The 24,794-nt window shown below is 67.0% G+C and carries 30 protein-coding genes; 9 read left to right on the forward strand and 21 right to left on the reverse strand.

From position 1 onward, the window contains the following. The first annotated feature begins 61 nt into the window (after window positions 1-61). Window positions 62-415, forward strand: coding sequence for a WYL domain-containing protein (locus tag HZY97_RS04675; RefSeq protein ID WP_257214870.1), 354 nt, complete (start codon window positions 62-64; stop codon window positions 413-415). Between the two features lie 26 nt (window positions 416-441). On the opposite strand, the gene HZY97_RS04680 is transcribed toward HZY97_RS04675, so the two are convergent. The 5 genes from HZY97_RS04680 to HZY97_RS04700 all read right to left on the reverse strand — a co-directional run bounded on the left by HZY97_RS04680 (window position 442) and on the right by HZY97_RS04700 (window position 4,668). Next, window positions 442-885: a hypothetical protein gene (locus HZY97_RS04680; RefSeq protein ID WP_180141045.1), complete on the reverse strand. Its 444-nt coding sequence runs from the start codon at window positions 883-885 to the stop codon at window positions 442-444. Between the two features lie 42 nt (window positions 886-927). Beyond that, entirely contained in the window at window positions 928-1,353 is a 426-nt protein-coding gene (locus tag HZY97_RS04685; RefSeq protein WP_180141047.1) for a type II toxin-antitoxin system VapC family toxin, read from the reverse strand. Beyond that, window positions 1,350-1,598 (reverse strand): type II toxin-antitoxin system Phd/YefM family antitoxin, encoded by a 249-nt coding sequence (locus HZY97_RS04690; RefSeq protein WP_180141048.1) that lies wholly within the window; start codon window positions 1,596-1,598, stop codon window positions 1,350-1,352. Before HZY97_RS04690 ends, HZY97_RS04685 begins: the two co-directional genes overlap by 4 nt. 81 nt (window positions 1,599-1,679) lie before the next feature. Continuing rightward, on the reverse strand, window positions 1,680-2,333 hold the full coding sequence (locus tag HZY97_RS04695) for a hypothetical protein (RefSeq protein ID WP_180141050.1): 654 nt from the start codon (window positions 2,331-2,333) through the stop codon (window positions 1,680-1,682). A gap of 4 nt (window positions 2,334-2,337) precedes the next feature. Then, complete coding sequence (locus HZY97_RS04700) at window positions 2,338-4,668, reverse strand: ATP-dependent helicase (protein ID WP_180141052.1); 2,331 nt, start codon at window positions 4,666-4,668, stop codon at window positions 2,338-2,340. Window positions 4,669-4,848: 180 nt separating this feature from the next. On the opposite strand from HZY97_RS04700, the gene HZY97_RS04705 reads away from it, so the two are divergent. Next, complete coding sequence (locus HZY97_RS04705) at window positions 4,849-5,340, forward strand: hypothetical protein (protein ID WP_180141054.1); 492 nt, start codon at window positions 4,849-4,851, stop codon at window positions 5,338-5,340. A 145-nt stretch (window positions 5,341-5,485) separates the two neighbouring features. Next, window positions 5,486-7,129: an inorganic phosphate transporter gene (locus HZY97_RS04710; RefSeq protein WP_180141056.1), complete on the forward strand. Its 1,644-nt coding sequence runs from the start codon at window positions 5,486-5,488 to the stop codon at window positions 7,127-7,129. Here the strand turns inward: HZY97_RS04710 and HZY97_RS04715 are convergent, their stop codons facing one another. Further along, window positions 7,130-8,089: a peptidyl-alpha-hydroxyglycine alpha-amidating lyase family protein gene (locus HZY97_RS04715; protein ID WP_180141058.1), complete on the reverse strand. Its 960-nt coding sequence runs from the start codon at window positions 8,087-8,089 to the stop codon at window positions 7,130-7,132. Window positions 8,090-8,114: 25 nt separating this feature from the next. Next, on the reverse strand, window positions 8,115-8,300 hold the full coding sequence (locus HZY97_RS04720) for a hypothetical protein (RefSeq protein ID WP_180141060.1): 186 nt from the start codon (window positions 8,298-8,300) through the stop codon (window positions 8,115-8,117). Between the two features lie 124 nt (window positions 8,301-8,424). Here HZY97_RS04720 and HZY97_RS04725 point away from each other — a divergent pair, with 124 nt between their 5' ends. After that, complete coding sequence (locus HZY97_RS04725) at window positions 8,425-9,693, forward strand: MFS transporter (protein WP_180141062.1); 1,269 nt, start codon at window positions 8,425-8,427, stop codon at window positions 9,691-9,693. On the opposite strand, the gene rsmD is transcribed toward HZY97_RS04725, so the two are convergent. Further along, window positions 9,668-10,210 carry a 16S rRNA (guanine(966)-N(2))-methyltransferase RsmD gene (gene rsmD, locus HZY97_RS04730; RefSeq protein WP_180141064.1) on the reverse strand — a complete coding sequence of 181 codons (543 nt, stop codon included), beginning with the start codon at window positions 10,208-10,210 and terminating at the stop codon, window positions 9,668-9,670. The two genes, HZY97_RS04725 and rsmD, sit on opposite strands and share 26 nt — an antisense overlap. Next, the gene (locus HZY97_RS04735; RefSeq protein WP_373684293.1) at window positions 10,207-11,502 is read right to left on the reverse strand and encodes a pseudouridine synthase; all 1,296 of its coding nucleotides are present in this window, start codon (window positions 11,500-11,502) and stop codon (window positions 10,207-10,209) included. The genes rsmD and HZY97_RS04735 overlap by 4 nt, the downstream gene beginning before the upstream one ends. A gap of 195 nt (window positions 11,503-11,697) precedes the next feature. On the opposite strand from HZY97_RS04735, the gene HZY97_RS04740 reads away from it, so the two are divergent. Then, window positions 11,698-12,132, forward strand: coding sequence for a response regulator (locus tag HZY97_RS04740; RefSeq protein WP_180141066.1), 435 nt, complete (start codon window positions 11,698-11,700; stop codon window positions 12,130-12,132). 8 nt (window positions 12,133-12,140) lie between these two features. Here the strand turns inward: HZY97_RS04740 and HZY97_RS04745 are convergent, their stop codons facing one another. Then, the gene (locus tag HZY97_RS04745; RefSeq protein ID WP_180141067.1) at window positions 12,141-12,290 is read right to left on the reverse strand and encodes a hypothetical protein; all 150 of its coding nucleotides are present in this window, start codon (window positions 12,288-12,290) and stop codon (window positions 12,141-12,143) included. 80 nt (window positions 12,291-12,370) lie between these two features. After that, on the reverse strand, window positions 12,371-13,495 hold the full coding sequence (locus tag HZY97_RS04750) for an aromatic ring-hydroxylating dioxygenase subunit alpha (protein ID WP_180141069.1): 1,125 nt from the start codon (window positions 13,493-13,495) through the stop codon (window positions 12,371-12,373). A gap of 463 nt (window positions 13,496-13,958) precedes the next feature. On the opposite strand from HZY97_RS04750, the gene HZY97_RS04755 reads away from it, so the two are divergent. The 3 genes from HZY97_RS04755 to HZY97_RS04765 are packed head-to-tail and all read left to right on the forward strand — an operon-like array spanning window position 13,959 to window position 16,548. Then, on the forward strand, window positions 13,959-15,305 hold the full coding sequence (locus HZY97_RS04755; protein WP_257214927.1) for an MFS transporter: 1,347 nt from the start codon (window positions 13,959-13,961) through the stop codon (window positions 15,303-15,305). Next, entirely contained in the window at window positions 15,305-16,066 is a 762-nt protein-coding gene (locus HZY97_RS04760) for a tetratricopeptide repeat protein (RefSeq protein ID WP_180141070.1), read from the forward strand. Before HZY97_RS04755 ends, HZY97_RS04760 begins: the two co-directional genes overlap by 1 nt. Beyond that, complete coding sequence (locus tag HZY97_RS04765; protein WP_180141072.1) at window positions 16,063-16,548, forward strand: DUF2939 domain-containing protein; 486 nt, start codon at window positions 16,063-16,065, stop codon at window positions 16,546-16,548. The genes HZY97_RS04760 and HZY97_RS04765 overlap by 4 nt, the downstream gene beginning before the upstream one ends. On the opposite strand, the gene HZY97_RS04770 is transcribed toward HZY97_RS04765, so the two are convergent. The 9 genes from HZY97_RS04770 to HZY97_RS04810 form a co-directional block, all read right to left on the reverse strand. Beyond that, entirely contained in the window at window positions 16,549-16,974 is a 426-nt protein-coding gene (locus HZY97_RS04770) for a DUF6628 family protein (RefSeq protein WP_180141074.1), read from the reverse strand. Between the two features lie 156 nt (window positions 16,975-17,130). Then, window positions 17,131-18,438, reverse strand: coding sequence for a folylpolyglutamate synthase/dihydrofolate synthase family protein (locus HZY97_RS04775; RefSeq protein WP_180141076.1), 1,308 nt, complete (start codon window positions 18,436-18,438; stop codon window positions 17,131-17,133). Window positions 18,439-18,551: 113 nt separating this feature from the next. Next, window positions 18,552-19,406 carry an acetyl-CoA carboxylase, carboxyltransferase subunit beta gene (gene accD, locus HZY97_RS04780; protein ID WP_180141078.1) on the reverse strand — a complete coding sequence of 285 codons (855 nt, stop codon included), beginning with the start codon at window positions 19,404-19,406 and terminating at the stop codon, window positions 18,552-18,554. Next, window positions 19,403-20,191, reverse strand: coding sequence for a tryptophan synthase subunit alpha (gene trpA / locus HZY97_RS04785; protein WP_180141080.1), 789 nt, complete (start codon window positions 20,189-20,191; stop codon window positions 19,403-19,405). Before trpA ends, accD begins: the two co-directional genes overlap by 4 nt. Continuing rightward, a complete protein-coding gene (locus HZY97_RS04790) occupies window positions 20,191-20,355 on the reverse strand; it encodes a hypothetical protein (protein WP_180141082.1) in 165 nt (54 codons plus the stop codon). Before HZY97_RS04790 ends, trpA begins: the two co-directional genes overlap by 1 nt. Then, on the reverse strand, window positions 20,352-21,593 hold the full coding sequence (gene trpB, locus HZY97_RS04795) for a tryptophan synthase subunit beta (protein ID WP_180141083.1): 1,242 nt from the start codon (window positions 21,591-21,593) through the stop codon (window positions 20,352-20,354). Before trpB ends, HZY97_RS04790 begins: the two co-directional genes overlap by 4 nt. A gap of 87 nt (window positions 21,594-21,680) precedes the next feature. Continuing rightward, a complete protein-coding gene (locus HZY97_RS04800) occupies window positions 21,681-22,310 on the reverse strand; it encodes a phosphoribosylanthranilate isomerase (RefSeq protein ID WP_180141085.1) in 630 nt (209 codons plus the stop codon). Then, the gene (locus tag HZY97_RS04805) at window positions 22,310-22,822 is read right to left on the reverse strand and encodes a GNAT family N-acetyltransferase (protein WP_180141087.1); all 513 of its coding nucleotides are present in this window, start codon (window positions 22,820-22,822) and stop codon (window positions 22,310-22,312) included. Before HZY97_RS04805 ends, HZY97_RS04800 begins: the two co-directional genes overlap by 1 nt. A 38-nt stretch (window positions 22,823-22,860) precedes the next feature. Then, window positions 22,861-23,250, reverse strand: coding sequence for a helix-turn-helix domain-containing protein (locus HZY97_RS04810; RefSeq protein WP_180141090.1), 390 nt, complete (start codon window positions 23,248-23,250; stop codon window positions 22,861-22,863). A gap of 97 nt (window positions 23,251-23,347) precedes the next feature. On the opposite strand from HZY97_RS04810, the gene HZY97_RS04815 reads away from it, so the two are divergent. Continuing rightward, window positions 23,348-24,097: an SDR family oxidoreductase gene (locus HZY97_RS04815; protein WP_180141091.1), complete on the forward strand. Its 750-nt coding sequence runs from the start codon at window positions 23,348-23,350 to the stop codon at window positions 24,095-24,097. On the opposite strand, the gene HZY97_RS04820 is transcribed toward HZY97_RS04815, so the two are convergent. Continuing rightward, window positions 24,091-24,783: a lysozyme inhibitor LprI family protein gene (locus tag HZY97_RS04820; protein WP_180141093.1), complete on the reverse strand. Its 693-nt coding sequence runs from the start codon at window positions 24,781-24,783 to the stop codon at window positions 24,091-24,093. The genes HZY97_RS04815 and HZY97_RS04820 overlap by 7 nt on opposite strands. Window positions 24,784-24,794 lie beyond the last annotated feature (11 nt).

Here is a 24,794-nt window from a genome sequence, read left to right on the forward strand (position 1 = left end):
TCGTGATATGCTGTCCACAGAGCATCTTGCTGCGATGCAGCATGGACGGCATAGGGAGAGGATGAAGTTGACGACCGAAGCCGATCCGATTCCTGCGCCCGCCGCGATGCTGCCTCTGCTGTTCGAGGCGATCGTGCGCCACAAATGCGTGTCGATGACCTATAACCGCACGCGGATGATCCTGGCGCCGCACATCCTCTATACGCGCCACGACGCCGTGTTCCTCGACGCCGTGGTGGTCTCCAAGGAAGGCTTCCTGCCGCGCGAGGAGAAGGTCGGCGTGTTCAAGCTCGACGGGCTGAAGGACCTCACCCTGCTCGAGCGCGACTTCGTGCTGAGCGGGCTGTTCGATCGCACGCTGGAGAAATACCAGGGCGTCACGCTGATCGCGATCGAGCCCGCCACCGAGGCTTGAGTTGACTCTGTTCGGGGAAACGCTCCTCATCTCGTAACTTTCTTGCGCGGCGCCGGAAATGCCGGCGGCGGCGTGCCGTTGAGCGCCGTGAGCGCAAGCCGCCAGTCGAGGCGGTGGCGGGTGCCGACCTGCTTGCCCTTGTAGAAGCGTGGCGTGACGATGCCGATCGTGGCACGCTCGAGCGCGCGGTCGAAGGCATCGCAATAACCGGACGACAGCGCGCAATCCCAAGCCGCCGCGAAACTCTCCGCGCCGCGGCGCTCGCGCAATTTGTAGGCGGACTGCTTGCTCATCCCGACTGCGCGGGCGGCGTGCAGCACCGAACCCATCGCGACGAGCGCGGTGATGAAGTCGCGTTGCCGGCGCTCGGTCCAGCCATTGTGATGGATGCGTTCCAGGGGAACGGGGGTGAAGTCGAGGCGGCTGGGCTCGTCGGCTTCTTCGTGCGGCGGGGTGGATGAGTCGTCCATCTACCAGCGTAGATCAGACGAAATCCTACATTGGAAGCGGATTTAGATCCGCTCGACGGGCACGCCGAGCTGGAGGGCGGCGTCGGCCATCTCGCGATCCAGTGTGACCAGACGATGCCCGCCTTCACGCGCGATCGCCACGTGCAACGCGTCCCCGGCACGAAGGCCCAGATCGGGCTGGCTCGTAAAGCGCGCGGCGGTCTCGAAATGCTGTGGGAGCACCGCCAAGGTAGGAAAGTTGCTACGGTGCATGGCGTGCCAGGCATTGGCGGCGGCTGCGCGTAGCTCCAACGTCAGCGCGCCGGTGCGAACCTTAAGCGAGAGTGCGCTCGCGACCTCGGTATGGCTCCAGTCACTGATGAAGACCGTGCCAGGCTCGATTGCCTCGAGCCATGCCAGTACGGCCGGAGAATGGGGTTCGGCCACCAGCGCCGCGACCACCGCCGAGGTGTCGAGATAATAGCTCAATAGCGCGCGTCGTCACGCATGCGGCGGACGAACTCCCCGGCGGATTCCTGCTTGACCGACATCTGCGCGTGGAGCTTGCGCAGCGCCTCGACATCGACGGGCTTCCACTCGCGCTTGGCCGCGGCAGGCACGAGCCGTGCGGCGGGCTTGCCCCGCCGGACAATCTCGATGCTTTCGCCGGTCTCCACGCGATCGACGATCTCGCTTAGGCGCGCTTTGGCGTCCGCTAGGTTGATACGTTCCATGGCAGCCTCATGACTAGGTTAGTGACTATATCAGAGATAGAAGGCGCCCGAAAGCTAGTGCGGACAGCAGTCCGACCATCCTTACTGTAATTCCGCACAGGTGTTTGCGATCGCGTCGGTGGTCCCGATGGAAAGCGAAGTGGTCAGCGCCTCAGCAACGGACGCGTCCATTGCTTCCTGCGTGCGCAGCCCGTTTTCGTAATATCGCTCGGGACCGGTGCGATCCTCGAACCGCTTTTGCACGACAGCCAGATGTGTTCGTTCAGGCGTACCGCCAAAACGCTGAGTCGATTGCAGAACCAGAAGGATAGCTACTCGACACACGAGATCTCGCCTGAATGCGTTTGTCGGGAGCGGCCGAGTTTGATTGCCTGAGGTTAGGGGATCAGCGTCATAGCAACGCTTCATGGTCGACTCAGCCTCTACTGCGTCGGGCAACGGCTGGTTCTGCAGTTCCGAGAGGATTTCGAGGTATCGTTCCGAAAGCGTCTTGCCTTGTAGATCGTCGTGCGCGTTCTTCATTGCCAAGTACATGATGCTCGCCTGCAATTTGAGCGTGTCATGTCCACCCAACCGGTATCCGCGCAGCGCATTGATGCAGGTGATGCGCTCCGCTGGCGTTTGCGGCGCGAGTAGCTGGGCCGACTGGGTGGGTAGAGAATAGCCCCCTTGCGCAAGAACAGAGACGGGCAACATCGCGCAAACGACAGCCAATAAAGCCCCCAGCGATTTCATTTGTTCAGCCCCCCACCGTAACAAAACTATCCATAACCCGCTTCCGCCCGGCCTGCTCGAAGTCGATCTCGAGCTTGTTGCCTTCGATTTCGGCGATCACGCCGTAGCCGAACTTCTGGTGGAACACGCGCAGCCCCAGCGAGAGGTCGTCGCGGGGCTTGGCGCCGAAACTCACGGCGGACGCGCGGCTTTCGACTACGCGGGCAGGTTCGCGGGTGAAGGTGCGCGAGGTGAAGCCGCCGCCGGGGTTCTTCATGTCGACGCCCGCGGCGCGCTGCCAGCCTGGGCCTCTTCCCGTTCCGCGCGAGACGTCGGCAAAGGGATCGCTGCGTTCGCTCCAGTTGGCCTGCCATAGCGAGGCGCCGCCGGTCATCGTGCTTTCGCTCTCGATATGCGCCTCGGGCAGCTCGGCGACGAAGCGGCTCGGGATGCTCGAGTTCCACTGGCCGTAGATGCGGCGATTGGCGGCGTGGAGGATGGTGGCCTGGCGACGCGCGCGGGTGATCGCGACATAGGCGAGGCGGCGCTCCTCCTCGAGGCTGGCGAGGCCGCCTTCGTCCAGAGCGCGCTGCGACGGGAAGATGCCTTCCTCCCAGCCGGCGAGGAACACGGTGTCGAACTCCAGCCCTTTGGCGGCGTGGATCGTCATGATCGTGACCTTGGGCTCTTCCGCATTGGCTTCGTTGTCCATGACGAGGCTGACATGCTCGAGGAAGGCGCCGAGCGTCTCATATTCCTCCATCGCGCGGACGAGCTCGTTGAGGTTCTCGAGGCGGCCGGCGGCCTCGGCGGTGCGGTCGGCCTGCCACATCGCGGTATAGCCGCTCTCGTCGAGGATGATGCGGGCGAGGTCGGGGTGCTGGAGGTCGTTGCCCATGCTGCGCCAGCGCGCCATGTCGCCGACGAGGTTGCCGAGCGCGCGGCGGGCCTGGGGCGTCAGCTCGTCGGTATCGAGGATGCGTGCGGCGGCGGTGGTCAGCGGGATGCCGGCGGCGCGGGCATATTGGTGGACCTTCGCCAGCGCCTTGTCGCCGAGGCCGCGCTTGGGGACGTTGACGATGCGCTCAAAGGCGAGGTCGTCGGCCGGCTGGGCGACGACGCGGAGATAGGCGAGGGCGTCGCGGATCTCTGCGCGCTCGTAGAAGCGGAAGCCGCCGATGATGCGATAGGGCAGGCCGATCGCGATGAAGCGGTCCTCGAACTCACGGGTCTGGTGCTGGGCGCGCACGAGGATCGCCATGTCGTCGAGCGTCTTGCCGTCGCCCTCGCGGCTCCAGGCGCGCTGCAGGCCCTCCATCTCCTCGCCGACGCGGCGGGCTTCCTCCGGCCCATCCCACACGCCGAGCACCTTGACCTTCTCGCCCTGGTTCTTGTCGGTCCACAAGGTCTTGCCGAGGCGGCCGCTATTGTTGGCGATCACGCCCGAGGCGGCGGCGAGGATGTGCGGCGTCGAGCGGTAATTCTGCTCGAGCTTGATCACCTTGGCGCCGGGGAAGTCCTTCTCGAACTTGAGGATGTTCTCCACCAGCGCGCCGCGCCAGGAATAGATCGACTGGTCGTCATCGCCGACGCAGCAGATGTTCTTGCGCTCCTGCGCGAGCAGGCGAAGCCAGAGATACTGGACGGCGTTGGTGTCCTGATACTCGTCGACCAATATGTAGCGGAAGCGCTGCTGGTAGAGCTCGAGCACGTCGCGGTGGGTCTTGAGGATCACCAGCATGTGGAGGAGCAGGTCGCCGAAGTCGCAGGCGTTGAGCGTCTTCAGCCGCTCCTGGTAGAGGTGATAGAGCGCGGCGCCGCGGCCATTGGCGTAGCGCTCGGACTCGCCGGCGCCGACTTCCGCGGGGGTGAGGCCCTTGTTCTTCCACTCGTCGATCAGCCCGGCGAGCTGGCGCGCGGGCCAGCGCTTCTCGTCGAGATCGGCGGCAGTGATCAGCTGCTTGATCAGGCGGAGCTGGTCGTCGGTATCGAGGATGGTGAAGTTGGACTGCAGCCCGACCAGCTCGGCATGCCGGCGCAGCATCTTGGCGCCGATCGCGTGGAAGGTGCCCAGCCACGGCATGCCCTCGACCGCATCGCCGACGAGGCGGCCGACACGCTCCTTCATCTCGCGCGCCGCCTTGTTGGTGAAAGTGACGGCGAGGATCTCGCTCGGATAGGCGCGACGGGTCCACAGGAGATGGGCGAGGCGGGCAGTGAGCGCCGCGGTCTTGCCCGTGCCGGCGCCGGCGAGGACGAGCACCGGGCCATCGACAGTGAGCACCGCCTCGCGCTGGGGCGGGTTCAGGCCCTGGAGATAGGGGGCGTTGGCGTCGGTCTCTACGGGCAAGGTCATGGCGAACAACTAGGGAACGCGCAGGTCGCCCGCAAGCTCCGCGCGCATGTCCGGTTATGCACAGGCGGCGGAAACAGCCTTGCAACAAACCGCTAGCGCCGGACATAAACCCGCAATAATACTTACTTGCCGTTGACCATCGGTTGACGGCCAAATCCTGCAGCTGGGGGGCGAGGATATATGACGATTCGGGGGGCGGGTCTGATTGCGGCGGCGGGGGTGATGTTCGCCTGTACGCCGGCATGTGCCCAGGTGATTGCGGCGGCGGAGACGGCCTATCTGGTCGTGCGGCCGGAAGTCCGGGTGAAGACCGACGAGCATGTCGAAGGGCTGTGGCTGCGCACCACGGCGACCGTGCGGGCGCCCAGCGAGACCTGGCGCGCCGACGAGACCAGTTCCGGGTACGGTTTCTCGCTGCAGAAGGAAGTGATCGGCCATACCTGGCTGGGGCTGAGCGGCTATACCCAGGAGGCGCGCTTCGATGCCGACCGCGGGATGATCCGCGATACGCGCCATTATGCCGGTGCGCGGCTGAGCTTCGAGGCTTCGGATCATGTCGAGATGGGCTTCGCCTGGCTGCGGCGGCTGCGCGGACGCGGCTATATGAGCACGCCGGGGAGCAATCGCGGGATCAAGCCCGGCCCCAAGGCCTATATGCAGGTGCACTTCTAGGCCTCCGCGAAGGATCGCCAAGCAAACGCCCCGGACTCCTTGCGAGCCCGCGGCGTTTCTTTTGCGTATCGATCGGCGGAACTGCGCGAGTTGTCATGCCTTTGTCACACGGCTGTCACACCCTCCGGCCAGAGGCGCGATCATCATGGCATCACTCGCTCTGGACCAAGCCCCCCCGGTAGACCAACCGGAGCCGGGGCCCCGTTTCGACTACAAGACCCATCCCCTGGCCAAATTGCTGTTCGCGGCGATCGTGGCGGGCGGGCTGGTTTTTGCCGGCTGGAGCGTGCTGACCGACACGCGCGGCGTGGGGGAGGAGCTGGCCACCGGCGTGTTCCTGTTCCTCGGGCTGGCACTGCTGATCGCGCTCGGCTTCGAGTTCGTGAACGGCTTCCACGACACGGCAAATGCCGTCGCCACGGTGATCTATACCAACTCGATGCCCGCGCATTTCGCGGTCGTCTGGTCGGGCTTCTGGAATTTCCTCGGCGTGATGTTCTCGAGCGGCGCGGTCGCCTATTCGATCATCACGCTGCTGCCGGTCGAGCTGATCCTCAATGTGGGGTCCGCCGGCGGGTTCGCGATGATCTTTGCGCTGCTGCTCGCCGCGGTCCTGTGGAACCTCGGCACCTGGTATATCGGGCTGCCCAACAGCTCATCGCACACGCTGATCGGCTCGGTGCTCGGCGTCGGCTTCGCCAACCAGCTGATCAACGCCGGCTCGCGCGGCGGCACCGCCGGTGTCGACTGGAGCCAAGCGACCAAGATCCTCACCGGACTGTGGATGGCGCCGCTGATCGGCTTCTTCGCCGCACTGGCGCTGCTGCTGGCGATGCGCGTCTTCCTGAAGAACCAGAAGCTCTACACCTCGCCGATGCCGCACACCGCGCCGCCGATCGGCATCCGCAGCGCGCTGATCTTCACCTGCACCGCGGTCTCGTTCAGCCATGGCTCGAACGACGGCCAGAAGGGCATGGGGCTGATCATGCTTATCCTGATCGGCTGCGCGCCGACGGCCTATGCGCTCAACCGCACCCAGTCGGCGAGCGCCACGCCCGCTTATGTCCAGACCGCGACGATCGCCGAAGCCGCGTTCGACGCGCGCAGCGGCGGGTTGCCGGATATCGCGCCGGTCGACGCGCGCAGGATCCTCACCACCGCGCTCCAGCAGCGCAAGGCGGACAGCCCGCAGGTGTTCGCCGCGCTCGAGGGCCTTTCGAAGGACCTGACCGCCCGCGTGCAGGGCTATGGCTCGCTGAGCAAGGTCCCCGCGGAAGCGACCGGCAATGTCCGCAACGACATGTACCTGGTGCTCGACACCACCCGGCTCGCGACCAAGAAGCCCGACGGCTATCAGCCCGCCGAGATGAAGGCGCTGACCGATTATCAGAAGAACCTGGAGGCCGGCACGCGCTTCATCCCGCTCTGGGTGAAGATCGTCGTGGCGCTGGCGCTTGGCCTGGGCACGATGATCGGCTGGAAGCGGATCGTCGTCACCGTGGGCGAGAAGATCGGCAAGCAGCACATGACCTATGCGATGGGCGCCTCGGCCGAACTGGTCGCGGCGGGCACGATCCTGGCGGCCGACCGCTTCGGCCTGCCGGTGTCGACCACGCATATCCTGTCCTCGGGCGTTGCCGGTGCTTCGGTGGCGAGCGGTGCGGGACTGCAGGCGCGCACGGTGCGCAACCTGGCGCTGGCCTGGCTGCTGACCCTGCCTGCGGCGATGCTGCTCTCGGGTGGGCTTTACTGGGCGATGCTCAACGCAGTGAAGCTGTTCGGGCTCTGATCAGCGCCGGGTGAACTTCTGCACCCGCTGGCCGGCAATATCGACGACGTAGAGATTGCCGGCGCGGTCGGCGGCGATGTCATGGGCGATCCAGAACTGGCCGTCCTGATTGCCCATTCGCCCGAAATGCTCGGTCACCCGGCCGTCGAGGCCGGCGATCGTCACGCCGTCATGATCGGGCACCTTGTCCGGATTCGAGCCGCCGTCGAGGATCGCGATGCGGCTGCCAGGCAGCAGCGCCAGCCCGAAGGGGCGGCCGATCGTGGCGGACTTCCATTCGGTGAGATAATGGCCGGTGCCGTCGAAGACCTGCACGCGGTCATTGACCCGGTCCGCGACATAGACGCGGCCCTTTGCATCGACCGCAAGCGCATGCGGGATGTTGAACTGGCCCGGTCCGGTGCCGCGCGTGCCCCATTGGAAGAGCAATTTTCCGTCGGCGGCGAACTTCGCGATGCGCGAATTGCCATAGCCATCGGCAACATAGAAGCTGCCATCGGCGAGCGGCGCGACATCGGTGGGACGGTCGAAATGGCCGGCATCGGCGCCGGCGACGCCATGCTCGCCCAGCGTGCGGAGCAGCGTGCCGTCGGGCGCGAACTCGAAGACTTCGTTCGAGCCGGTATCGGTGATCCAGATATGATCGTCCGGCCCGACGCTGATCCCGTGCGGGATCACGAACCGCCCGGCACCCCATTCGCGCAGCAACTTGCCGGTAGCACCGTCGAACACCTCGACCACCGGCTCCTGCACCAGCGTGAGCGCCTTTGCATCGGTGCCGCGATTGCCGCGATGAAGGACGAGGACCTCGCCGTGCGAATTCACGGCGACACCCGAACAGGGGCCGAGGACGCGATTGTCGGGAAGGACCGGCCAGCCATGGACGACGGTGTAATGCGGCGCGGGCGCCGCGGAGCCGAGGAGGAGCGGGGCGAGTGCCGCCAAACTGGTGATGCGCATCCTATCCTCCCGCTTTTTCGGGAGCCTAGACTTTCTTCACGCCTTCCCGAAGCAGGTTCGTCGCCAGTTCGATGCTGAAGGTGAAGCCCTGCTCATCGGCGCGCAGATCCGCCTTGAAATGGTCGATCGGGTTCCAGAAGGTCACCACCAGCCCCGCGAGCACTGCGAACAGCACGGCATATGCCAGCCGCCTGCCTGCCGATTCCTGCATCGCCCGTCTCCCTGATTGGGTCGCTGAGGGCTGCACCGGTACGCAGGCGAAACTGTCCGGCGGATGAACGGGCTTCCCCTTTGCGGCGGATCGATCCAAGGAGGAGCCGAAAAGGGGAGAGGGCATGACCAAAGCCGCCGCATCGCACCGCCGCATCCTGTTCGCGAGCCTCGTCGGCACGTCGGTCGAGTTCTATGATTTCTACATCTACGCGACTGCGGCGGCTTTGGTGTTCCCCGACCTGTTCTTCCCGGCCAGCGAGCCGTGGATCCGTCAGCTCGCCAGCTATGCCAGCTTCTCGGTCGCCTTTTTCGCGCGGCCGCTGGGCGGGGTGCTGTTCGGCCATTTCGGCGACAGGCTCGGGCGCAAGTCGACCCTGGTCGCCTCGCTGATGCTGATGGGCGCGTCGACCGTGCTGATCGGCTTTCTGCCTGGCTATGCGCTGGTCGGGGTGACTGCGCCGATCCTGCTCTGCCTGCTGCGCTTCGGCCAGGGGCTGGGGCTGGGCGGCGAATGGGGCGGGGCGAGCCTGCTCGCGGTGGAGAATGCGCCGCCGGGCTGGGCCAACCGCTATGGCAGTTTCCCGCCGATGGGCGCACCGGTGGGCTTCATCTTCGCCAATGGCTTCTTCCTGCTGCTCGGCGCCTTCATGGACGAGGCAACCTTCCGCGAATGGGGCTGGCGCCTGCCGTTCCTGCTGAGCTCGGTGCTGGTGTTCCTCGGCCTCTGGGTCCGGCTGAAGATCAGCGAGACGCCCGAGTTCGTCGCCGCCAGCGAAAAGGAAGCGCCACCTGCCGTGCCGATCGGCGAGCTGTTCCGCACCAGCGCGCTCGCCACCTTCGCGGGCACCGTCGGTACAGTCGCCTGCTTCGCGCTCTTCTACATCTCGACCGTGTTCATCATCGGCTACGGCACCAAGACGCTGGGCTATGACCGCGAGACGTTCCTCGCCATCGAGCTGGTCGCGATCCTGTTCATGGCCGCCGGCATCGTCACGGCGGGCATCACCGCGGACAAGCGCAACGCGAACTCCGTGCTGATGTTCGGCTGCATCTTCACCGTGCCGGTGGGCATGACGATGTCGCTGCTGCTCGGGCCGGGTTCGCTGGCGAGCGTCGCGGCGTGGCTCGCCTTTGCGCTGTTCGTGATGGGCTTCGTCTACGGCCCGCTCGGTGCCTGGCTGCCCGGCCTGTTCCCGGCGCGGGTGCGCTATACCGGCGTGTCGGTGACCTTCAACCTGGGCGGCATCCTGGGCGGCGGGCTTACGCCGCTGATCGCCGAGGCGCTGGTCAAGCAGGGCGGGCTGATGTGGGTCGGCTATTACCTCGCCGGGGCGGGGCTGCTCAGCCTGGTCGGGTTGATCCTCGTCAGGAAGCTACCCGCAACAGCGTAAGCCGCGCCTTGCCGTGGACGCGGGTGACATCGACCGTGAAGCCTGCCAGCTCGGGCGTCTCGTCCTTCGCCGTCTCGATGCTGATCCAGGTCGCCGGGCCGGCCCAGCCGAGGCGGCCGAGCTTGTCGAGCGCGACGCTGCCAGCGCCGGTGCCATAAGGCGGGTCCATCAGGATCAGGTCGAGCGGCGCGCGGGCGGGGCCGAGCGCCATCACCGAGCCGGGGCGGACTTCGGCGCCCTTGGCACCCAGCTTGGCGATATTGGCGCGCAGCGCGTCAAGCGCGGGCTTGTCCTGCTCGACGAACAGGCACGAGGCCGCGCCGCGCGACAGCGCTTCCAGCCCCAGGGCGCCCGAACCTGCGAACAGATCGGCCACCGTCAGCTCCTCAAAGCTGCCGATGCGGCTGGCGAGCATCGAGAACAAGGCCTCACGCGTGCGATCGGCGGTGGGGCGCGTGGTGTCGCCCTTGGGCGTGACCAAGGGACGGCCGCGCCATTCTCCGGCGATGATCCTCATTTGCGCGTCCTCGGCGGGCGCGGGGGCTTGGCAGGTCGGCCGCGACCGCCGGAAGGACCGCGATCGGGGCGCTTGGGTCCCTTGGGCCGATCGACGAAATCGCCGGCCTGCGGCTCGCGGGTTTCGCGGTGCGCGCGGGCACGGGCGGCGCGGGCGGGATTGGCCGGAGCCTCTTCACGCGGCTTGCGCGGTGCGAACTTGCCGGGACTGCGCGGACGCTCATCGCTGCGTTCACTCCGTGCCGGTGCGGCATCGCGCGGAGCAAAGCCTGGCTTGCCGGGACCGCGCGGCCGTTCCTCGGAGCGCTCTGCGCGGGCCGGACGCTCGCCGCGTGGGGCGAAGCCGGGCTTGCCGGGGCCACGGGGCCGCTCCTCGGACCGCTCTGCCCGGGCCGCGCGGTCGCTGCGTGGGGCGAAGCCGGGCCTGGCGGCTGCGCGCGGGCGCTCCTCCTCGGCCTTCGCCTGGGGCGTGACGCGGGCGGTGAAGGTGGGCTTCTTCGCGGCGGGCGCAGGGCGCTCGATCCGACGACGGCCTTCGGGCTCGCGGCCATCGGTCGGCACCGGCTTGGGCCGGGGCGCCGGCTCGACCACGCGCGAGCGTACCGCGAACTGCAGGTTCGACGCCGCCTTGCCGCCGCCCGACTTGGACAGCACGGTGCGGAAAGTGGCCAGGTCGTTCTGGCGGATCTCGTCGACATCGCCCGGGGGCATGTCGCCGAGCCAGAACGGGCCGTAGCGCGTGCGGATCAGGCGGTTCACTTCGAGGCCGAGATATTCGAGGACGCGGCGGACTTCGCGGTTCTTGCCCTCGGTAAGGGTCATCTCGATCCAGACATTGGCGCCGGTGCGCCGCTCGATATTGGCGTTGATCGAGCCATAGCGGATGCCCTCGATCTCGACGCCGAGCATCAGCGATTCGAGCTGCGCCTGGGTGACCTGGCCATAGGCGCGGGCGCGGTAGCTGCGCTCGACGCCGGTGGCGGGCAGCTCGAGCTCGCGCTTGAGCTCGCCATCGGTGGTGAGGAGCAACAGGCCCTCGGTGCTCAGATCGAGTCGGCCGACCGGCATCACGCGCGGCAGGCCATCGGGAAGACGGTCATAGATGGTCGGGCGACCGCCGGGGTCGCGCTCGGTGGTGAGCAGCCCGGCGGGCTTGTGATAGCGGAACAGCCGCGCGGGCTCGGCCTCGGCGACGGGATGCCCGTCGACCGTCACCCCGCGCAGCGAGGTTAACAGCGTGGCGGGCGTATCGAGCACCTTGCCATCGAGCGCGATGCGCCCCTCTGTGATCATGCGCTCGATATCGCGACGGGACGCGATTCCAGCACGGGCCAGCAGCTTCGCAATGCGCTGCGCTTCTTTGGGATTGGACGGGGACACGAGGGCGATATAGCGATTATGGCGGTCGCTTCAAAAATTATTGCGCCCTCGAAAAGGGTTTGCGCGTTAGCGCGGTGGAAATCAGATGCTTAGCGGGCGTGAGGCGGCATGTTGTTCGGGCGGAAAAAGCGGCGGATTGAGCGACTCCTGGTGGTGGAGGACGAGCCGTTGCTCGCGTTCGACACCGAGCATTTCCTGACGAGCGAAGGCTTCGCGATCGCCGCGACGGTCGACACGCTGGCCGAGGCTCTGCGTGTGATCGCGGAGGATCTGGAGCTGGACATGGTGCTGGCCGATGTGCGGCTGGCCGATGGCAGCGGCGTCGACGTGGCGCGCGCGGCGCAGGAGCGCGGGCTGCCGGTGCTGTTCGTGACGGGAAGCTTCCCCGAGGAAGCGCGCGGGCTGGCGGCGGGTTGCCTGGCCAAGCCCTATCCGCAGCGTGACCTGCTGGCTGCGATCACGGCGATCGAGGCGGTGCTGGAGGGCGAAAAGGCGCCGAAGCGGCTTCCGGGCAGCTTCAGCCTGTTCCTGACCGTCGCCTAGTCGGGCGGTCAGTATTTCAGCAGCACGAGCGCGACGCAGATCACGATCGCCCAGCTCACCGCGCCGATGCCGAACGCAATCATCAGCCCGGTGCCGTTGGTGGCACGGTCTTCGGCGCCGATGTCGATCAGATTGCGGGGCGGCAGGGGCAGGGGCATGGGTACGATCCTCTCGAATGTACCCCCTAGCTACGCCGCGGGCCGGCCCGACGAAATTGCGATGAATACCGCTCCGGATTCTACCGGAGCCGCGCGTTAACCGCATCGTGAAAATGGCGGATGCCGAGTTCGAGCGTGCCCAATGTCACCCTATCGATCGCACCCGAGGCGAGGCCCTGCTGTCCCAGTTCGCACGCCCGGAAATCCTCTGCTGCGAACACGCCGCCGTCGAGCAGCTCCCAGCTCTTCTCCCAATGGGCGAGCGCCTTTTCGGTAGCCGGCGGCTCGGGGATCAGCATGAAGTCCTCGACCAGCACCCGGCCCTCCGACTGGGGCATCAGCACCATCAGGTTGATGTAATCGGGCGAGACGACCAGCACCGTGCCGGGGAACATCTGGTACGTATAGGTGATCGCCGCACGCAGCGTCGCCCAGTCGCCCGAGGACAAGGCAGCCAGCGCCGCCTCGCGCCCGACCGCCGAGCGCTGGTGCGGCCCGATCGTGTCTGCGGTGGAGACGCCGTCCTTGAAGAAGGGCGCGATCGTGCCGGCGTGGAGGCGCTGGATATGATAGCCCTCGAGAAAGGCGTCCATGATCAGCTTCCAATTGGCCTGCACGTCGTGCGTCCGCCGGCGGAACAGGTGCTGGCCGGCGAGATCGAACGCCTCGAAATCGCGGGCGAGTGTCTCCGCCTCGGTGAAATCGGCATCTTCCGCGAAGGAGAACCAGATCAGCCCGCCCGCTTCATGCGTGGGCAAGCGCTTCAGGCCGTACTCGCTTTTGTCGAGACCCGGGAAGGTCTCGGGACGGGGCAAGCCGATCAGCGTGCCGTCGAGCGCATAGGTCCAGGCGTGATAGGGACAGACGAGACGCCCGCCCTTTACGGACTCGCAGCCCTCGACCAGCCGCGTGCCGCGGTGCCGGCAGACGTTGAGGAAAACATGCGCCACGCCCGCCTTGTCACGCGTGACGAGCAGCGGCTTGCCGAAGCCGTCATGCGCGATCGCCATATTGGGCTCGGGAAGCAGCGCCGAGGGCGCGATGACCAAAGGCACGCAGGCGAACACGCTGTCGCGCTCCGCCGCGAAGCGCTCGGCGCTGATATAGACCGAGGCCGCGACATGGGCGATTTCGCCTTCCCCGCGTGATCCGCCCCTGGCCAGCGCTCCGGCCAGCGCTAATTGCCCTTCGGTCGGCGCGTTCATGGCTATCCTTTCCGACTTTTTTGGGTAGTTTCTGCGCGAAAGTTCGAGGGGGCAAGACGGAATGGAGCAGGTGACGCGGCCGCAATGGGCATATCCGGCGGCGCAGCTTGGCTTGGCGGTGGCGCTGGCGCTGCTCGCACTGCCCTGGCTCACCGTGGCGGCGCCCGGCGGCGTTCCCGTGGCGATGCCGGGCTATGGCTTCATCACCGGATCGGGCGACTTCAAGCCTTCGATGACCTTCGTGCTCGGCGAACTGGTGATCGTCGCCAGCCTGATCCTGAGCTTCGTGTGGAAGCGGCAGGGCGGCGCGAGCCTGATGGTCGGCGGCGCCGCGGTGGGCGGCGTGCTGCTGATCCTCGCGGTGCTGTTTGCTGCCTTCTCGCCGCCCAAGGCGCTGGCGACGAGCACGATCCAGCCCGCGATCGGATATTGGCTCGGGCTCCTCGCGCTCGCCGGCGCCTTCTTGGCCGGGCGCAAGGCCGCGCCGGCGGACTGGCGGGCCGACCTGCCCGACGGCGTGCGCCCCTATTTCGAGAATGCGCCGCTCGCGTCGTTCGCGCTCGGCCTCTCGTCGGGCTTCCCCTTCGCGATGATCGGCGCGACGCTGACCAGCCGGCTGAAGCAGGACGGGATCGACAAGGCGACGATCACTGCGTTTGCGCTCGCCATCCTCGTCTACAACCTCAAATTCCTCTGGGCCTGGATCATCGACGGCGTGAAGCTGCCGATCCTGGGGCGGCTGGGCCAGCGCGTCTCCTGGCTGATCGTCGCGGGCGTGCTGGTGGTCGCCGCGGTGGCCAATATGGCCTTCACCCAGGCGGACCCGAACAATATCTGGCCGATGGTCACCGCCGCGATCCTGGTCGGCCTGGCGGGCGCCACCTATGACATCGTGATCGACGGCTACCGGATCGAGATCCTCGAGCCGCGCCAGCTCGGCTATGGCTCGGGCATGTCGCAATATGGCTGGCGGATCGGCTCCGCCGGCGCCGGCGCGGTCGCGCTGGTGCTCGCCGCGCGCTTCGGCTGGGAAGTCGCCTATCTCGCCTGTGCGCTGTTCGCGCTGCCCGCGATCCTTGCCGGCCTGATCCTCGGCGAGCCCGAGCGGCACCGCCCGCCCGCCGAGCGCAAGGGCATCGCCACCGTGCTCAAGTCGATCTGGGGGCCGTTCGTCGAGTTCTTCCAGCGTCAGGGCGCGGTAATCGTGCTGATCTTCATCCTGGTCCACAAGGTGGGCGACACGCTCGCGAACCTGACCTTCCGCCTGTTGTTCGACGATCTCGGCTTCACCAATGACGAGATCGCCTTTTACGACGTGGCGCTGGGCTTCTTCGCCTACATGATCGGCGTGTTCATCGGCGGCATGCTCTATGCGCGGATGGGGATGAAGCGATCGGTGCTGCTCAGCCTGATCCTGATGGCGGTCTCCAATCTGAGCTTCGCGGCGCTGGCGGCGGCGGGCCATTCGAATATCGGCATGGCCGGGGCGATCGGCTTCGAGAACATCGCCAGCGGCTTCGGCGGAGTGGTCGTCATCGCCTATTTCTCGGCGCTCACCGATCTGCGCTTCACTGCCGCGCAATATGCGCTGATCTCGGCGGGGGCGAGCATCCTCGGGCGGTTCCTCACCGGGACGACAGCGGGCTCGCTGATCGAAGCGATGGGTTATGTGAACTTCTACCTGCTCACCACGCTGATCGCGCTGCCGGGCGTGTTCATCTACTGGTGGATGATGCGCACCGGGCTGGTCGATCGTTCGATCGGCACGGCGGGTACAGAAGGCGAGGGCGGCGAAGAGGCCAAAGGCTGATGCCCTATCTCCTGATCATCGCGCTGCAGGTGACCTGCATCGTCCATCTGATGCGGCGCGGCGGCAACCCGATGTGGCTGACTGCGTTGATCTTCCTGCCCGTGGTTAGCGCAGCCGCCTATTTCTTCGTCGAGATACTGCCGGGACTCGGCCAGAACCGCCACGTCCGCACGGCGCGGGCCAAGGCGGTGGCGGCGCTCGATCCCGAGCGCGAACTGCGCGCCGCGCGCGATGCGCTCGATCTGGCCGACACTGCCGCCAACCGCCAGCGGCTCGCCGATGCGCTGGCGGGCCTCGGCCGGCATGGCGAGGCGATCCCCTATTATCGTGAATCGATCCGGATGACCGCGGGCGACCCCGATATCCGCACCCAGGGCAAGCTTGCCGCCGCACTCTATGAGACCGGGCAGGGCGCCGAGGCGCTGGCGCTGCTCGACGCGATCCCCGACCCGCTCGGCCAGAGTGAGAAGGATCGCCAACAATTGCTGCGTGCCAAGCTGCTCGAGCATCTCGGGCGCAAGGATGAGGCGCTGGCGCTCTATGGCGATGTCGTCACGCGGATGCCCGGCGAAGAGGCGCGCTGCCGCTATGCCGCGCTACTGATGGCGCAGGGGTGGGACCGCAAGGCGCTGATCGTGCTCGAAGAGGTCGAGAGCCGGATGAAGCGGATGGACCGCCAGCAGCGCGCGGCGGAAGCCGATATGTATCGCTGGGCGACCGAAGCGCTGGCCTCGCTCCGGGCCAAGGGGATCGCGGCATGAAGCGCTGGATCCTCGCGCTGGTCGTGCTCGCGCTGCTCGCCGGCGGCGGCTGGGTATGGGGATCACCCAAATACACGCTGTGGCAGATGAAGCGGGCAGCCGAGGCGCGCGACGTCGATGCGCTGGCGCGCCATGTCGACTTCCAGGCGGTGCGCGACAGCGTGAAGGCGCAGCTTTCGGCGCGGATGCATGGCGAGGGCGGCGGCGTGCTGGGTGCGCTGGTGCGTGCCGGGATTGCCGATACGGTGGTCGACGCCGCGGTCTCGCCCGCCGGCATGCGCGTGATCTTCGCCGCCGCGCCGCTTGCCGAGACCGAGCGCCCCGGGACGATCAAGCTCAAGGCGAACGAGATGCGCTACCAGCGGACTGCACTGGACCGGTTCCACCTGATCCGCGGTGACGGGGCGGCGCTGGAATTCCGCCTGCAAGGCGCGAGCTGGAAGCTGGTCGACATCAAGCTCCCGCCCGACGCGCTTCCCTGATCACTGGTCGAGCGCCAGGCCCATATCGGCAAAGCTGTTGGCGAGCGCATGGGCGGTGATCAGCACGCCGGTGGCGTCGCGCACGCCGAGCATGTCGGCCAGTAGCACCGCCGAAGTCTGGGGCTGGGTGCGCACCCGGCTGAGTATCTGGAGCAGGGCAGCCTCCGCTCCGGTCATCCGCGCGCAGCACCAGGGCGCGATCTGGATCGGCCCGGCGGAGAGCGCCGACAGCTCCTGCATCATCGCGCGCAGCAGCACGAGCGGGCGCTGGAAGCCCTTGCCGAACGCCGTGACAAAGGCGTGCGCGGTACAGGCGTCGTGAATGCCGTGCGCGCCCATCTGGCGGACACCGAACAGGAGCAGCCGCGCACCGGGATCCTCGGGCTGGAGCTCGGGCAGGGCAGTAAGCGTGGCACTGACGGTCATGGTGACTCCGATCGCTGTGATCGGAAATCTTGCGTATGTGCAATTAATAGTCAATCGCAATAACGGCGTGCGTGCGGGGCGATTGGTCGCAGATTAGGCACGGCTTCGCGGAGCATCGCCTACCATTCCCCTTCCTTCCAAGGAGGGGAGATAGGGTCAGACCGGCAATTCCCCATTCGCCTCGAGGACCGTGCCCGCGAGGTACAGCGAGCCCAGCACCAGCACCACCGGTGCGCCGCCTTCGCGAGCGATCGCGGTCAGCGCGCGGGGCACGTCGGGTGCCACCGAAGCGCGCGGGATGCCGAGCATCTGCGCTACTTCGGCGAGCTGCGACGGCGTGTGATGCTCATGCCCCGGCACCGGCACCGCGTGGAGACCCGCAGCGAGGGGCGCAAACGACGCGAGCAGGCCCTGCGCATCCTTGTTGGCGAGCATGCCGAGGACGAGCTGCACCGGGCGGCCCTGCGCGACCTGGGCGAGCGTGGCGCTCACTGCGGCGGCCGCGGCCTCATTATGCCCACCGTCGAGCCACAGCTCGCTGCCCGGCGGCAGGAGGTGGAGCAGCGGCCCGTCGCCCAGCTTCTGCATCCGGGCGGGCCAGCGGGCGTTGCGAGCGGCGGCGGCAAGCGCGGCGTCGGGCACGACCAGCGCCTGTTGGTGGCGCAGCATAGCCATGGCGAGCGCGAGGTTCGAGGGCTGGTGCGGGCCGGCCAGTGCGGGGAGAGGTGTCGCCACCTCGCCGCGCGCATCGCGATAATGGAGCCGGTCGCCGCGCACCTCGAAGTCCCAGGCACGCCCTTGCGCGAACACCGGGGCACCGGCAGCGGCGACGATCTCGGCGATGTGCGGGGCGTAGCGCATCGTCACCAGCGGCACGCCCGGCTTGGCGATACCGGCCTTCTCGGCGGCGATCTGCTCAAGCGTGTCGCCAAGGAAGAACTGGTGATCGATGCCGAGCTGGGCGATGCCGGTCACTGCCGGCTTGTCGATCACATTGGTCGCATCGAGCCGCCCGCCCAGGCCGACCTCGAGGATCAGTGCATCCGCCGGCACCCGGGCGAAGGCAAGCATTGCGGCGGCAGTCGTCACTTCAAAGAAGCTGGCGCCGATATCGCCGCCGGCGTCGAGCACCTCTTCGAGCAGCGGCGCGAGGATCGCATCGGCGATCAACTCGCCCGACAGGCGGATACGCTCGTTGAAGCGAACGAGGTGCGGACTCGAATAGACATGCGTCCGCATGCCCGAGGCTTCGATCGCCGCGCGCAAAAAGGCGCAGGTCGAGCCCTTGCCGTTGGTGCCGGCGACATGGAGCACCGGTGGCAACGCGAGCTGCGGACTGCCGACACGCTCAAGCAGGCGGGTGATGCGCTCGAGCCCGAGGATGTCGGCACCCGGCGAGAGCGCAGTCAGCCGGTCGAGCTGGCGCTGGACATGCGGATCGGAGGAGGAGGCGTGGTCGGCCATAAACTAAAGCCCTCTCCCCTTTGGGGAGAGGGTTGGGAGAGGGGCAGTGAGGAGAGCGTCAGGCAATTGCCCCTCTCCCCGGCCCTCTCCCCGGAGGGGAGAGGGAGAAGCGCTCACGCCGCCTTCTTCCCCTCGCAGAGCAGCCCGATCAGCTGGCCCAGCGTCTCGCGCAATTCCTTGCGGTGGGTGACCATGTCGATCAGGCCGTGCTCGCGATAATATTCCGAGGTCTGGAAATCGTCGGGCAGCTTCTCGCGGATCGTGTTCTCGATCACGCGGCGGCCGGTGAAGGCGAGCGTGGCGCGCGGCTCGGCGATCTGGACGTCGCCCAGCATCGCATAGGCCGCCATCACGCCGCCCGAGGTCGGGTCGGTCAGCACGACGATATAGGGCAGGCCGGCATCGTGGAGCATCTCGATCGCCACGGTGGTGCGCGGCATCTGCATCAGGCTGAGGATGCCCTCCTGCATGCGCGCGCCGCCCGATGCGGTGAAGGCGATATAGGGCGCGCGCGCGGCGATCGCCGCCTCGACACCCTGGATGAACGCCTCGCCTACGGCCTGGCCCATCGATCCGCCCATGAAGGCGAAGTCCTGCACGCCGATCACCGCCTTGCGGCCAAGGATCGTACCCGAGGCATTGATGAACGCGTCGGGCTCGCCGGTCGCGGCGCGCGCAGCCTTCAGGCGCGCCGGATAGGGCTTCTGATCGCGGAACTTGAGCGGGTCCTCAGCCACTTTCGGGGTGGCGAGCACAGTGTAGCTGCCCTCGTCGAACAGATATTGGAAGCGCTCGGCCGGACCGATGCGATCATGATGATCGCAATGCGGGCAGACATGCTGGTTGGCCTCCAGCTCCTTCACGAACGTCATCTGCCCGCATCCCTTGCACTTGTGCCAGAGATTGTCGGGAGTCTCCTTCTTCGGCGTGAAGGCCAGGACGTTGCGGACGCGATCGATCCAGCTCATGCGACTTCCTTGCGTGCGGCGCAGATCGCCGTCTTGAGGGAATGGATATAGGCGCGGACGTGTTCCGGCGCATCCACTCCGTGTTTTCCAACGAGTTCAACGATCGCCGAGCCGACGACGACGCCGTCCGCCACCCGCGCGATCGCCTCGGCCTGCGTGGGCGTGCGGACGCCGAAGCCGACTGCGACGGGCAGGTCTGTCGCGGCCTTGAGCCGCGCCACGGCGTCCTCGATCGAGGCCTGGGCCGCCTGCTGCAGCCCGGTAATCCCGGCAACCGAGACGTAATAGAGGAAGCCCGAAGCGCCCGCGATCACCGCCGGCAGGCGCGCGGCATCGGTGGTCGGGGTGGCGAGGCGGATCACGTCGATGCCGTTCGCGGTGAAGGGTGCGACTTCCTCGGCCTCCTCGGGCGGGATGTCGACGATGATCACGCCGTCGGCGCCGGCCTTGGCAGCACGGGCTGCGAAATCGGCGGGGGTGGGCCGGGTCATCGTGTTGGCATAGCCCATCAGCACCAGCGGCACGTCGGGGTGACGCGTGCGGAAGCCGGCGACGATCGCGAGCACATCGGCGGTGCGCGTACCCTTACCGAGCGCGCGCAGGTTCGCGGCCTGGATTGCCGGGCCATCGGCCATCGGATCGGTGAACGGCATGCCGAGCTCGATCACATCGGCACCACCGGCGACCAGCGCGTCGAGGTTCGCGGCGGTGTCGCCGTCGCCCGCGGTAATGAAGGTGACGAGCGCGGCACGGTCGGCCGGGAAGGCGGCGGAGAGGCGGCTCATCACTTGGTATCCACGAGACGGGAGGCGCCGATCACGATGGCGAGCGTCGCGATCGTCTCCATCGCCCCGCGGCCAATCGCGCCATGCAGGGCGAAGGTGATGGCCGCACCGGCGGCGAACGCGACCAATGCGCTGGTGATGGCCTGGACGAAATTCAGCTTCACAGGTCAAACCCCAGCGAGTCCGCCACCGTGAATATGTCCTTGTCGCCACGCCCAGAGACATTGACCACGATGATCTGATCCTCGCCCATTTCCCGGGCCTTGGACTCCAAAGCTGCGAGTGCGTGCGAGCTTTCGAGCGCCGGGATGATCCCTTCGAGCTTGCAGCAGAGCTGGAACGCGTCGAGCGCCTGCTGGTCAGTCACCGGCAGATAATCGACCCGCCCGCTCTCGTGCAGCCAGCTATGCTCGGGGCCGATGCCCGGATAGTCGAGGCCCGCCGAGATCGAGTGCGCCTCGGTGATCTGGCCGTCTTCGTCCTGGAGCAGATAGGTGCGGTTGCCGTGGAGGATGCCCGGCGCGCCACCAGTCAGGCTCGCTGCATGCTGACCGCTCTCGATGCCGTGCCCCGCCGCCTCGACGCCGATCATCGCCACGTCGGCATCGTCGAGGAAGGGGTGGAACAGCCCGATCGCGTTCGATCCGCCGCCCACCGCCGCGATCAGCAGGTCGGGCAGGCGCCCCTCGGCCTTCTGGATCTGTTCGCGGGTTTCGGTGCCGATCACGCTCTGGAAGTCGCGGACCAGCTCGGGATAGGGGTGCGGGCCGGCTGCGGTGCCGATGATGTAGAAAGTGTCGTGGACGTTGGCGACCCAGTCGCGCAGCGCCTCGTTCATCGCGTCCTTGAGCGTCTCCGCGCCGCTGGTGACCGGAGTCACCTCGGCGCCAAGCAGCTTCATGCGGAAGACATTGGGCTTCTGGCGCTCGACATCCTTGGCGCCCATGAAGATCATGCAGGGCAGGCCGAAACGCGCCGCAACCGTCGCGGTGGCGACGCCGTGCTGGCCGGCGCCCGTCTCGGCGATGATCCGCGTCTTGCCCATGCGGCGGGCGAGCAGGATCTGCCCGATGCAATTGTTGATCTTGTGCGCACCGGTGTGGTTCAGCTCTTCGCGCTTGAAATAGATCTTCGCGCCCATGCCGGCAGGAGCGCCCTCGCGGTAATGCTCGGTCAGCCGCTCGGCATAATAGAGCGGGCTCGGGCGACCGACATAATGCTCCATCAGATCGTCGAACTCGGCCTGGAAGGCGGGGTCCGCCTTGGCCGCGCGATATTCGCGCTCGAGGTCGAGGATCAACGGCATCAGCGTTTCGGCGACGAAGCGGCCGCCGAACTGGCCGAAATGGCCGCTCTCGTCGGGCAGATTGCGCAGGGAGTTGGGCGTGGCAGTGTCGGTCATTGCGTCTCTCATGGGTTCGATTGGCGGGCGCTGGCTGGGGAGCGAGCGATCAACGCCATCGAAAACCGATGCGGACAGGGCAGGGCCTCAACATTGCGCCACCGCTTGGAGGAATGCGGCGATCTTGGCAACATCCTTGACGCCCGGCGCGCGCTCCACGCCCGACGAGATGTCGACCAGCCTGGCGCCGGTGATGCCCACCGCCTCGCGGACATTGCCGGCGTCGAGCCCGCCGGACAATGCCCAGGGCAGCGGCTGGGGAATGTTCTCGAGCAACTTCCAGTCGAAGCGCAGGCCCATGCCACCGGGCAGCGCGGCGCTGTCGGGGGTCTTGGCGTCATAGAGGATACGGTCAGCCGCGCCGTGATAGGCCGCCGCCTGGGCGACATCGGCGCGGGTCTTCACTGCCACCGCCGCCCAGACCGGAACGCGCGCGCGGATCGCGGCGGCACGCTCGGGCGCGGTCTTGTGGAGCTGCGCCGCCTGGATGCCGGTCGCCAGCGCCGCGCTGAGCAGCGCGTCGTCGGGATCGACGAACACGCCCACCGTCCCGACATGCGCCGGCACCCGTTGGATGAGCGCGCGCGCCTGGTCGAAATCGACGTTGCGCGGCGAGGGTGCGAAGAACACGAAGCCGACATGGCTCGCCCCGCCGGCAATCGCGGCATCGAGCGTCTCGGGCGTCGAAAGGCCGCAAATCTTGGCGGTGACGGGCATCAGAGCGGCTTGACCAGCACGTCCATGAGCAGCGGCGGGTCGAGCGCGATCGGGAAATCGCGCTTCTCGCCCGAAACGGCATAGCCACGGCGCTCGTAAAAGGCGATCAGCTCGCGGCGGCGATCGATCACCGTCATCTCCATCGCGTTCGCGCCGAAGGTATCGCGCGCGCAATCCTCCGCAGCAGTGACGAGGCGCTTGCCGAGCCCCGCGTCCTGCAGCCCTGGATTGACGCAGAGCAGCCCGAGATAGGCAAGCCCGTCACCCTTGCTGATCACCTGCACGCAGCCGATCGGGCCGTTCTCGCCGATCGCGACGAGCAGGCGCTGGGCGGGATCGTCGACGATCGCAGTGAGGGTCGTAAGATCGGTGCGGGTGCCCTCGATGATCAGGTCCGCCTCATGCGTCCAGCCGGCGCGCGCGGTTTCGCCGCGATAGGCGCGCTCGATCACCGGGTGGAGCGCGGGCAGGTCATCGCGCGTGGCGGGACGGATCGTGATCGTTTCGGGCATGGCGCTCCTCTCGGACGCTATGTCCGCTTTGGCAAGCCTCAGGCGGCGTTGCGCCCGTCGAACGCGGCGCGCGACGTCTCGATCCGATCGAAGTTGCGCGCGGCCCATACCCACACGCCGCAGAACGCCTCGGCCAGGCTCCCTCCCAGTTCGGTGAGCCGATATTCGACGCGCGGCGGGATCACCGGATGGACGGTGCGGATCAGCAACCCGTCGCGCTCCATCGCGCGCACCGTCTGGGTGAGCATCTTCTGGCTGATCCCGCCGCATTCGGCGCGCAGCTTGGAGAAGCGCATCTCGCCATGTTCGGTCAGCGCCTCGAGCACGATCATCGTCCATTTGTCGGCGACGCGGCCGATAATGTCGGTGACGAGTTCCTCAACGCGCGGGTCGAGTTCGGGGTAATGATGCGGATCGAAATCGGCCATGGTTTCCAAAAGGTATGTATGAATATTTTGGGTGCCTACTCCCCAAAGGGTACCACGCTACGATATCCAGCGTCCAGACATTCGAAAGGACCGCACCATGGACATGACCGGCAACACCATCCTGATCACCGGCGGCGGCTCGGGCATCGGCCGCGCGCTCGCCGAGGCGCTGCACAAGCGCGGCAACAAGGTGATCGTCTCGGGCCGCCGCGCGAGCGCGCTCGAGGAAGTCGCTGCCGCCAACCCCGGCATCGCCACTGCGACACTCGACGTGTCCGATGCGGCCGACATCACGCGCTTCGCCGCCGAGATCGTCGCGGCGCATCCCGGCCTCAACGCGGTGATCCATAATGCCGGCATCATGCAGGCCGAGCAGCTGACCGCGCCGGGGTCGGACCTCGCCACTGCGGAAGCGACGATCGCCACCAATCTGCTCGGCCCGATCCGCCTCAACGCCGCGCTGCTGCCGCACCTGCTCGCCCAGCCGAAAGCAACGGTGCTGACCGTCTCCTCAGGCCTCGCCTTCGTGCCGCTGACCGCCACGCCGACCTATTCGGCGACCAAGGCGGCGATCCACAGCTGGAGCCAGTCGCTGCGCCACCAGCTCAGGGGCACGAGCGTCGAGGTGATCGAGATCGCCCCGCCGGCCGTGGCAACCGACCTGATGCCCGGCCATGCCGAGAACCCCAATTCGATGCCGCTCGCCGACTATATCGCCGAGACGATAGCCCAGCTCGAGGTCGGGGCGCCCGAGAACCTCACCGAGCGGGTCAAGTTCCTCCGCTTCGCCGAAGCGCGCGGCGACTATGCCAAGGTGTTCGCGGTGCTAAACGACGGCGCTCACTGATTGCTGGCGACCCAGGTGTTGGCGGGCAGGAAGACGTCGCTCAGGCCGTAATTGCCCTTGCAGTAGCGCTTGCAGCCCGCCGATGCCGTGGTGTCGATCCGCGTGACATGGCCGGTCGCGTCGCGGGTCAGCGTGAAGTCGATCTTGCAGCTACCCGCGCTCCAGCTCGCCTTGGCGGGCGAGGCGAGGGTGGCGATCGCGCCGGCCTCGCCATCGTTCGCCGGCAGCTTGCAGAGATTCTTGGCCTCCAGATCGCGGGTCAGTACGAAATCGAACTGCTTCGCGTCGAGATGTGTGATCGAAATCTGCGCGACGTCGGCGGTCTTGTAGCTCGCCTCATAGAGCTCCCCCTCGAAGCTCTTCAGCGAATCGCGCTGGACGGTATAGTCCTGCTCGACCGATGCGGGATCGCACGTCTTGGCGCAGCGGGTGCGCAGGATCTGCTGCCAGTCGCGCTGCTGCCCCTTGAAGCTCGCCTTGTCGAACAGGATCGCCAGCTTCGCCTTATAGAGCGCCGCCACTTCGCCATCGAGCGCGCGCAGCTTCGGGCTGGCGCAGATCGTCTTCTCGAGCGGATGGCTGGCCTTGGTGCAGTCGAAACTGGCCGATTGCGGCGCGGCGGCGGCGTGAAGACCGAAAACGGCGAAGAGAAGGGCAAATAGTCCGAAACTCGCGATCCGTATCATCACTGCCTCCT

The organism is Sphingomonas sp. R-74633, assembly GCF_013416555.1.
GTDB lineage: Bacteria > Pseudomonadota > Alphaproteobacteria > Sphingomonadales > Sphingomonadaceae > Sphingomonas.

Excerpts from the sequence above, each read along its gene's own strand:
- HZY97_RS04675 (WP_257214870.1), top strand. The coding sequence starts at position 62 with ATGAAGTTGACGACCGAAGCCGATCCGATTCCTGCGCCCGCCGCGATG.
- HZY97_RS04680 (WP_180141045.1), bottom strand. The coding sequence starts at position 885 with ATGGACGACTCATCCACCCCGCCGCACGAAGAAGCCGACGAGCCCAGC.
- HZY97_RS04690 (WP_180141048.1), bottom strand. The coding sequence starts at position 1,598 with ATGGAACGTATCAACCTAGCGGACGCCAAAGCGCGCCTAAGCGAGATC.
- HZY97_RS04695 (WP_180141050.1), bottom strand. The coding sequence starts at position 2,333 with ATGAAATCGCTGGGGGCTTTATTGGCTGTCGTTTGCGCGATGTTGCCC.
- HZY97_RS04700 (WP_180141052.1), bottom strand. The coding sequence starts at position 4,668 with ATGACCTTGCCCGTAGAGACCGACGCCAACGCCCCCTATCTCCAGGGC.
- HZY97_RS04705 (WP_180141054.1), top strand. The coding sequence starts at position 4,849 with ATGACGATTCGGGGGGCGGGTCTGATTGCGGCGGCGGGGGTGATGTTC.
- HZY97_RS04710 (WP_180141056.1), top strand. The coding sequence starts at position 5,486 with ATGGCATCACTCGCTCTGGACCAAGCCCCCCCGGTAGACCAACCGGAG.
- HZY97_RS04715 (WP_180141058.1), bottom strand. The coding sequence starts at position 8,089 with ATGCGCATCACCAGTTTGGCGGCACTCGCCCCGCTCCTCCTCGGCTCC.
- HZY97_RS04720 (WP_180141060.1), bottom strand. The coding sequence starts at position 8,300 with ATGCAGGAATCGGCAGGCAGGCGGCTGGCATATGCCGTGCTGTTCGCA.
- HZY97_RS04725 (WP_180141062.1), top strand. The coding sequence starts at position 8,425 with ATGACCAAAGCCGCCGCATCGCACCGCCGCATCCTGTTCGCGAGCCTC.
- rsmD (WP_180141064.1), bottom strand. The coding sequence starts at position 10,210 with ATGAGGATCATCGCCGGAGAATGGCGCGGCCGTCCCTTGGTCACGCCC.
- HZY97_RS04735 (WP_373684293.1), bottom strand. The coding sequence starts at position 11,502 with ATGATCACAGAGGGGCGCATCGCGCTCGATGGCAAGGTGCTCGATACG.
- HZY97_RS04740 (WP_180141066.1), top strand. The coding sequence starts at position 11,698 with ATGTTGTTCGGGCGGAAAAAGCGGCGGATTGAGCGACTCCTGGTGGTG.
- HZY97_RS04745 (WP_180141067.1), bottom strand. The coding sequence starts at position 12,290 with ATGCCCCTGCCCCTGCCGCCCCGCAATCTGATCGACATCGGCGCCGAA.
- HZY97_RS04750 (WP_180141069.1), bottom strand. The coding sequence starts at position 13,495 with ATGAACGCGCCGACCGAAGGGCAATTAGCGCTGGCCGGAGCGCTGGCC.
- HZY97_RS04760 (WP_180141070.1), top strand. The coding sequence starts at position 15,305 with ATGCCCTATCTCCTGATCATCGCGCTGCAGGTGACCTGCATCGTCCAT.
- HZY97_RS04765 (WP_180141072.1), top strand. The coding sequence starts at position 16,063 with ATGAAGCGCTGGATCCTCGCGCTGGTCGTGCTCGCGCTGCTCGCCGGC.
- HZY97_RS04770 (WP_180141074.1), bottom strand. The coding sequence starts at position 16,974 with ATGACCGTCAGTGCCACGCTTACTGCCCTGCCCGAGCTCCAGCCCGAG.
- HZY97_RS04775 (WP_180141076.1), bottom strand. The coding sequence starts at position 18,438 with ATGGCCGACCACGCCTCCTCCTCCGATCCGCATGTCCAGCGCCAGCTC.
- accD (WP_180141078.1), bottom strand. The coding sequence starts at position 19,406 with ATGAGCTGGATCGATCGCGTCCGCAACGTCCTGGCCTTCACGCCGAAG.
- trpA (WP_180141080.1), bottom strand. The coding sequence starts at position 20,191 with ATGAGCCGCCTCTCCGCCGCCTTCCCGGCCGACCGTGCCGCGCTCGTC.
- trpB (WP_180141083.1), bottom strand. The coding sequence starts at position 21,593 with ATGACCGACACTGCCACGCCCAACTCCCTGCGCAATCTGCCCGACGAG.
- HZY97_RS04800 (WP_180141085.1), bottom strand. The coding sequence starts at position 22,310 with ATGCCCGTCACCGCCAAGATTTGCGGCCTTTCGACGCCCGAGACGCTC.
- HZY97_RS04805 (WP_180141087.1), bottom strand. The coding sequence starts at position 22,822 with ATGCCCGAAACGATCACGATCCGTCCCGCCACGCGCGATGACCTGCCC.
- HZY97_RS04810 (WP_180141090.1), bottom strand. The coding sequence starts at position 23,250 with ATGGCCGATTTCGATCCGCATCATTACCCCGAACTCGACCCGCGCGTT.
- HZY97_RS04815 (WP_180141091.1), top strand. The coding sequence starts at position 23,348 with ATGGACATGACCGGCAACACCATCCTGATCACCGGCGGCGGCTCGGGC.
- HZY97_RS04820 (WP_180141093.1), bottom strand. The coding sequence starts at position 24,783 with ATGATACGGATCGCGAGTTTCGGACTATTTGCCCTTCTCTTCGCCGTT.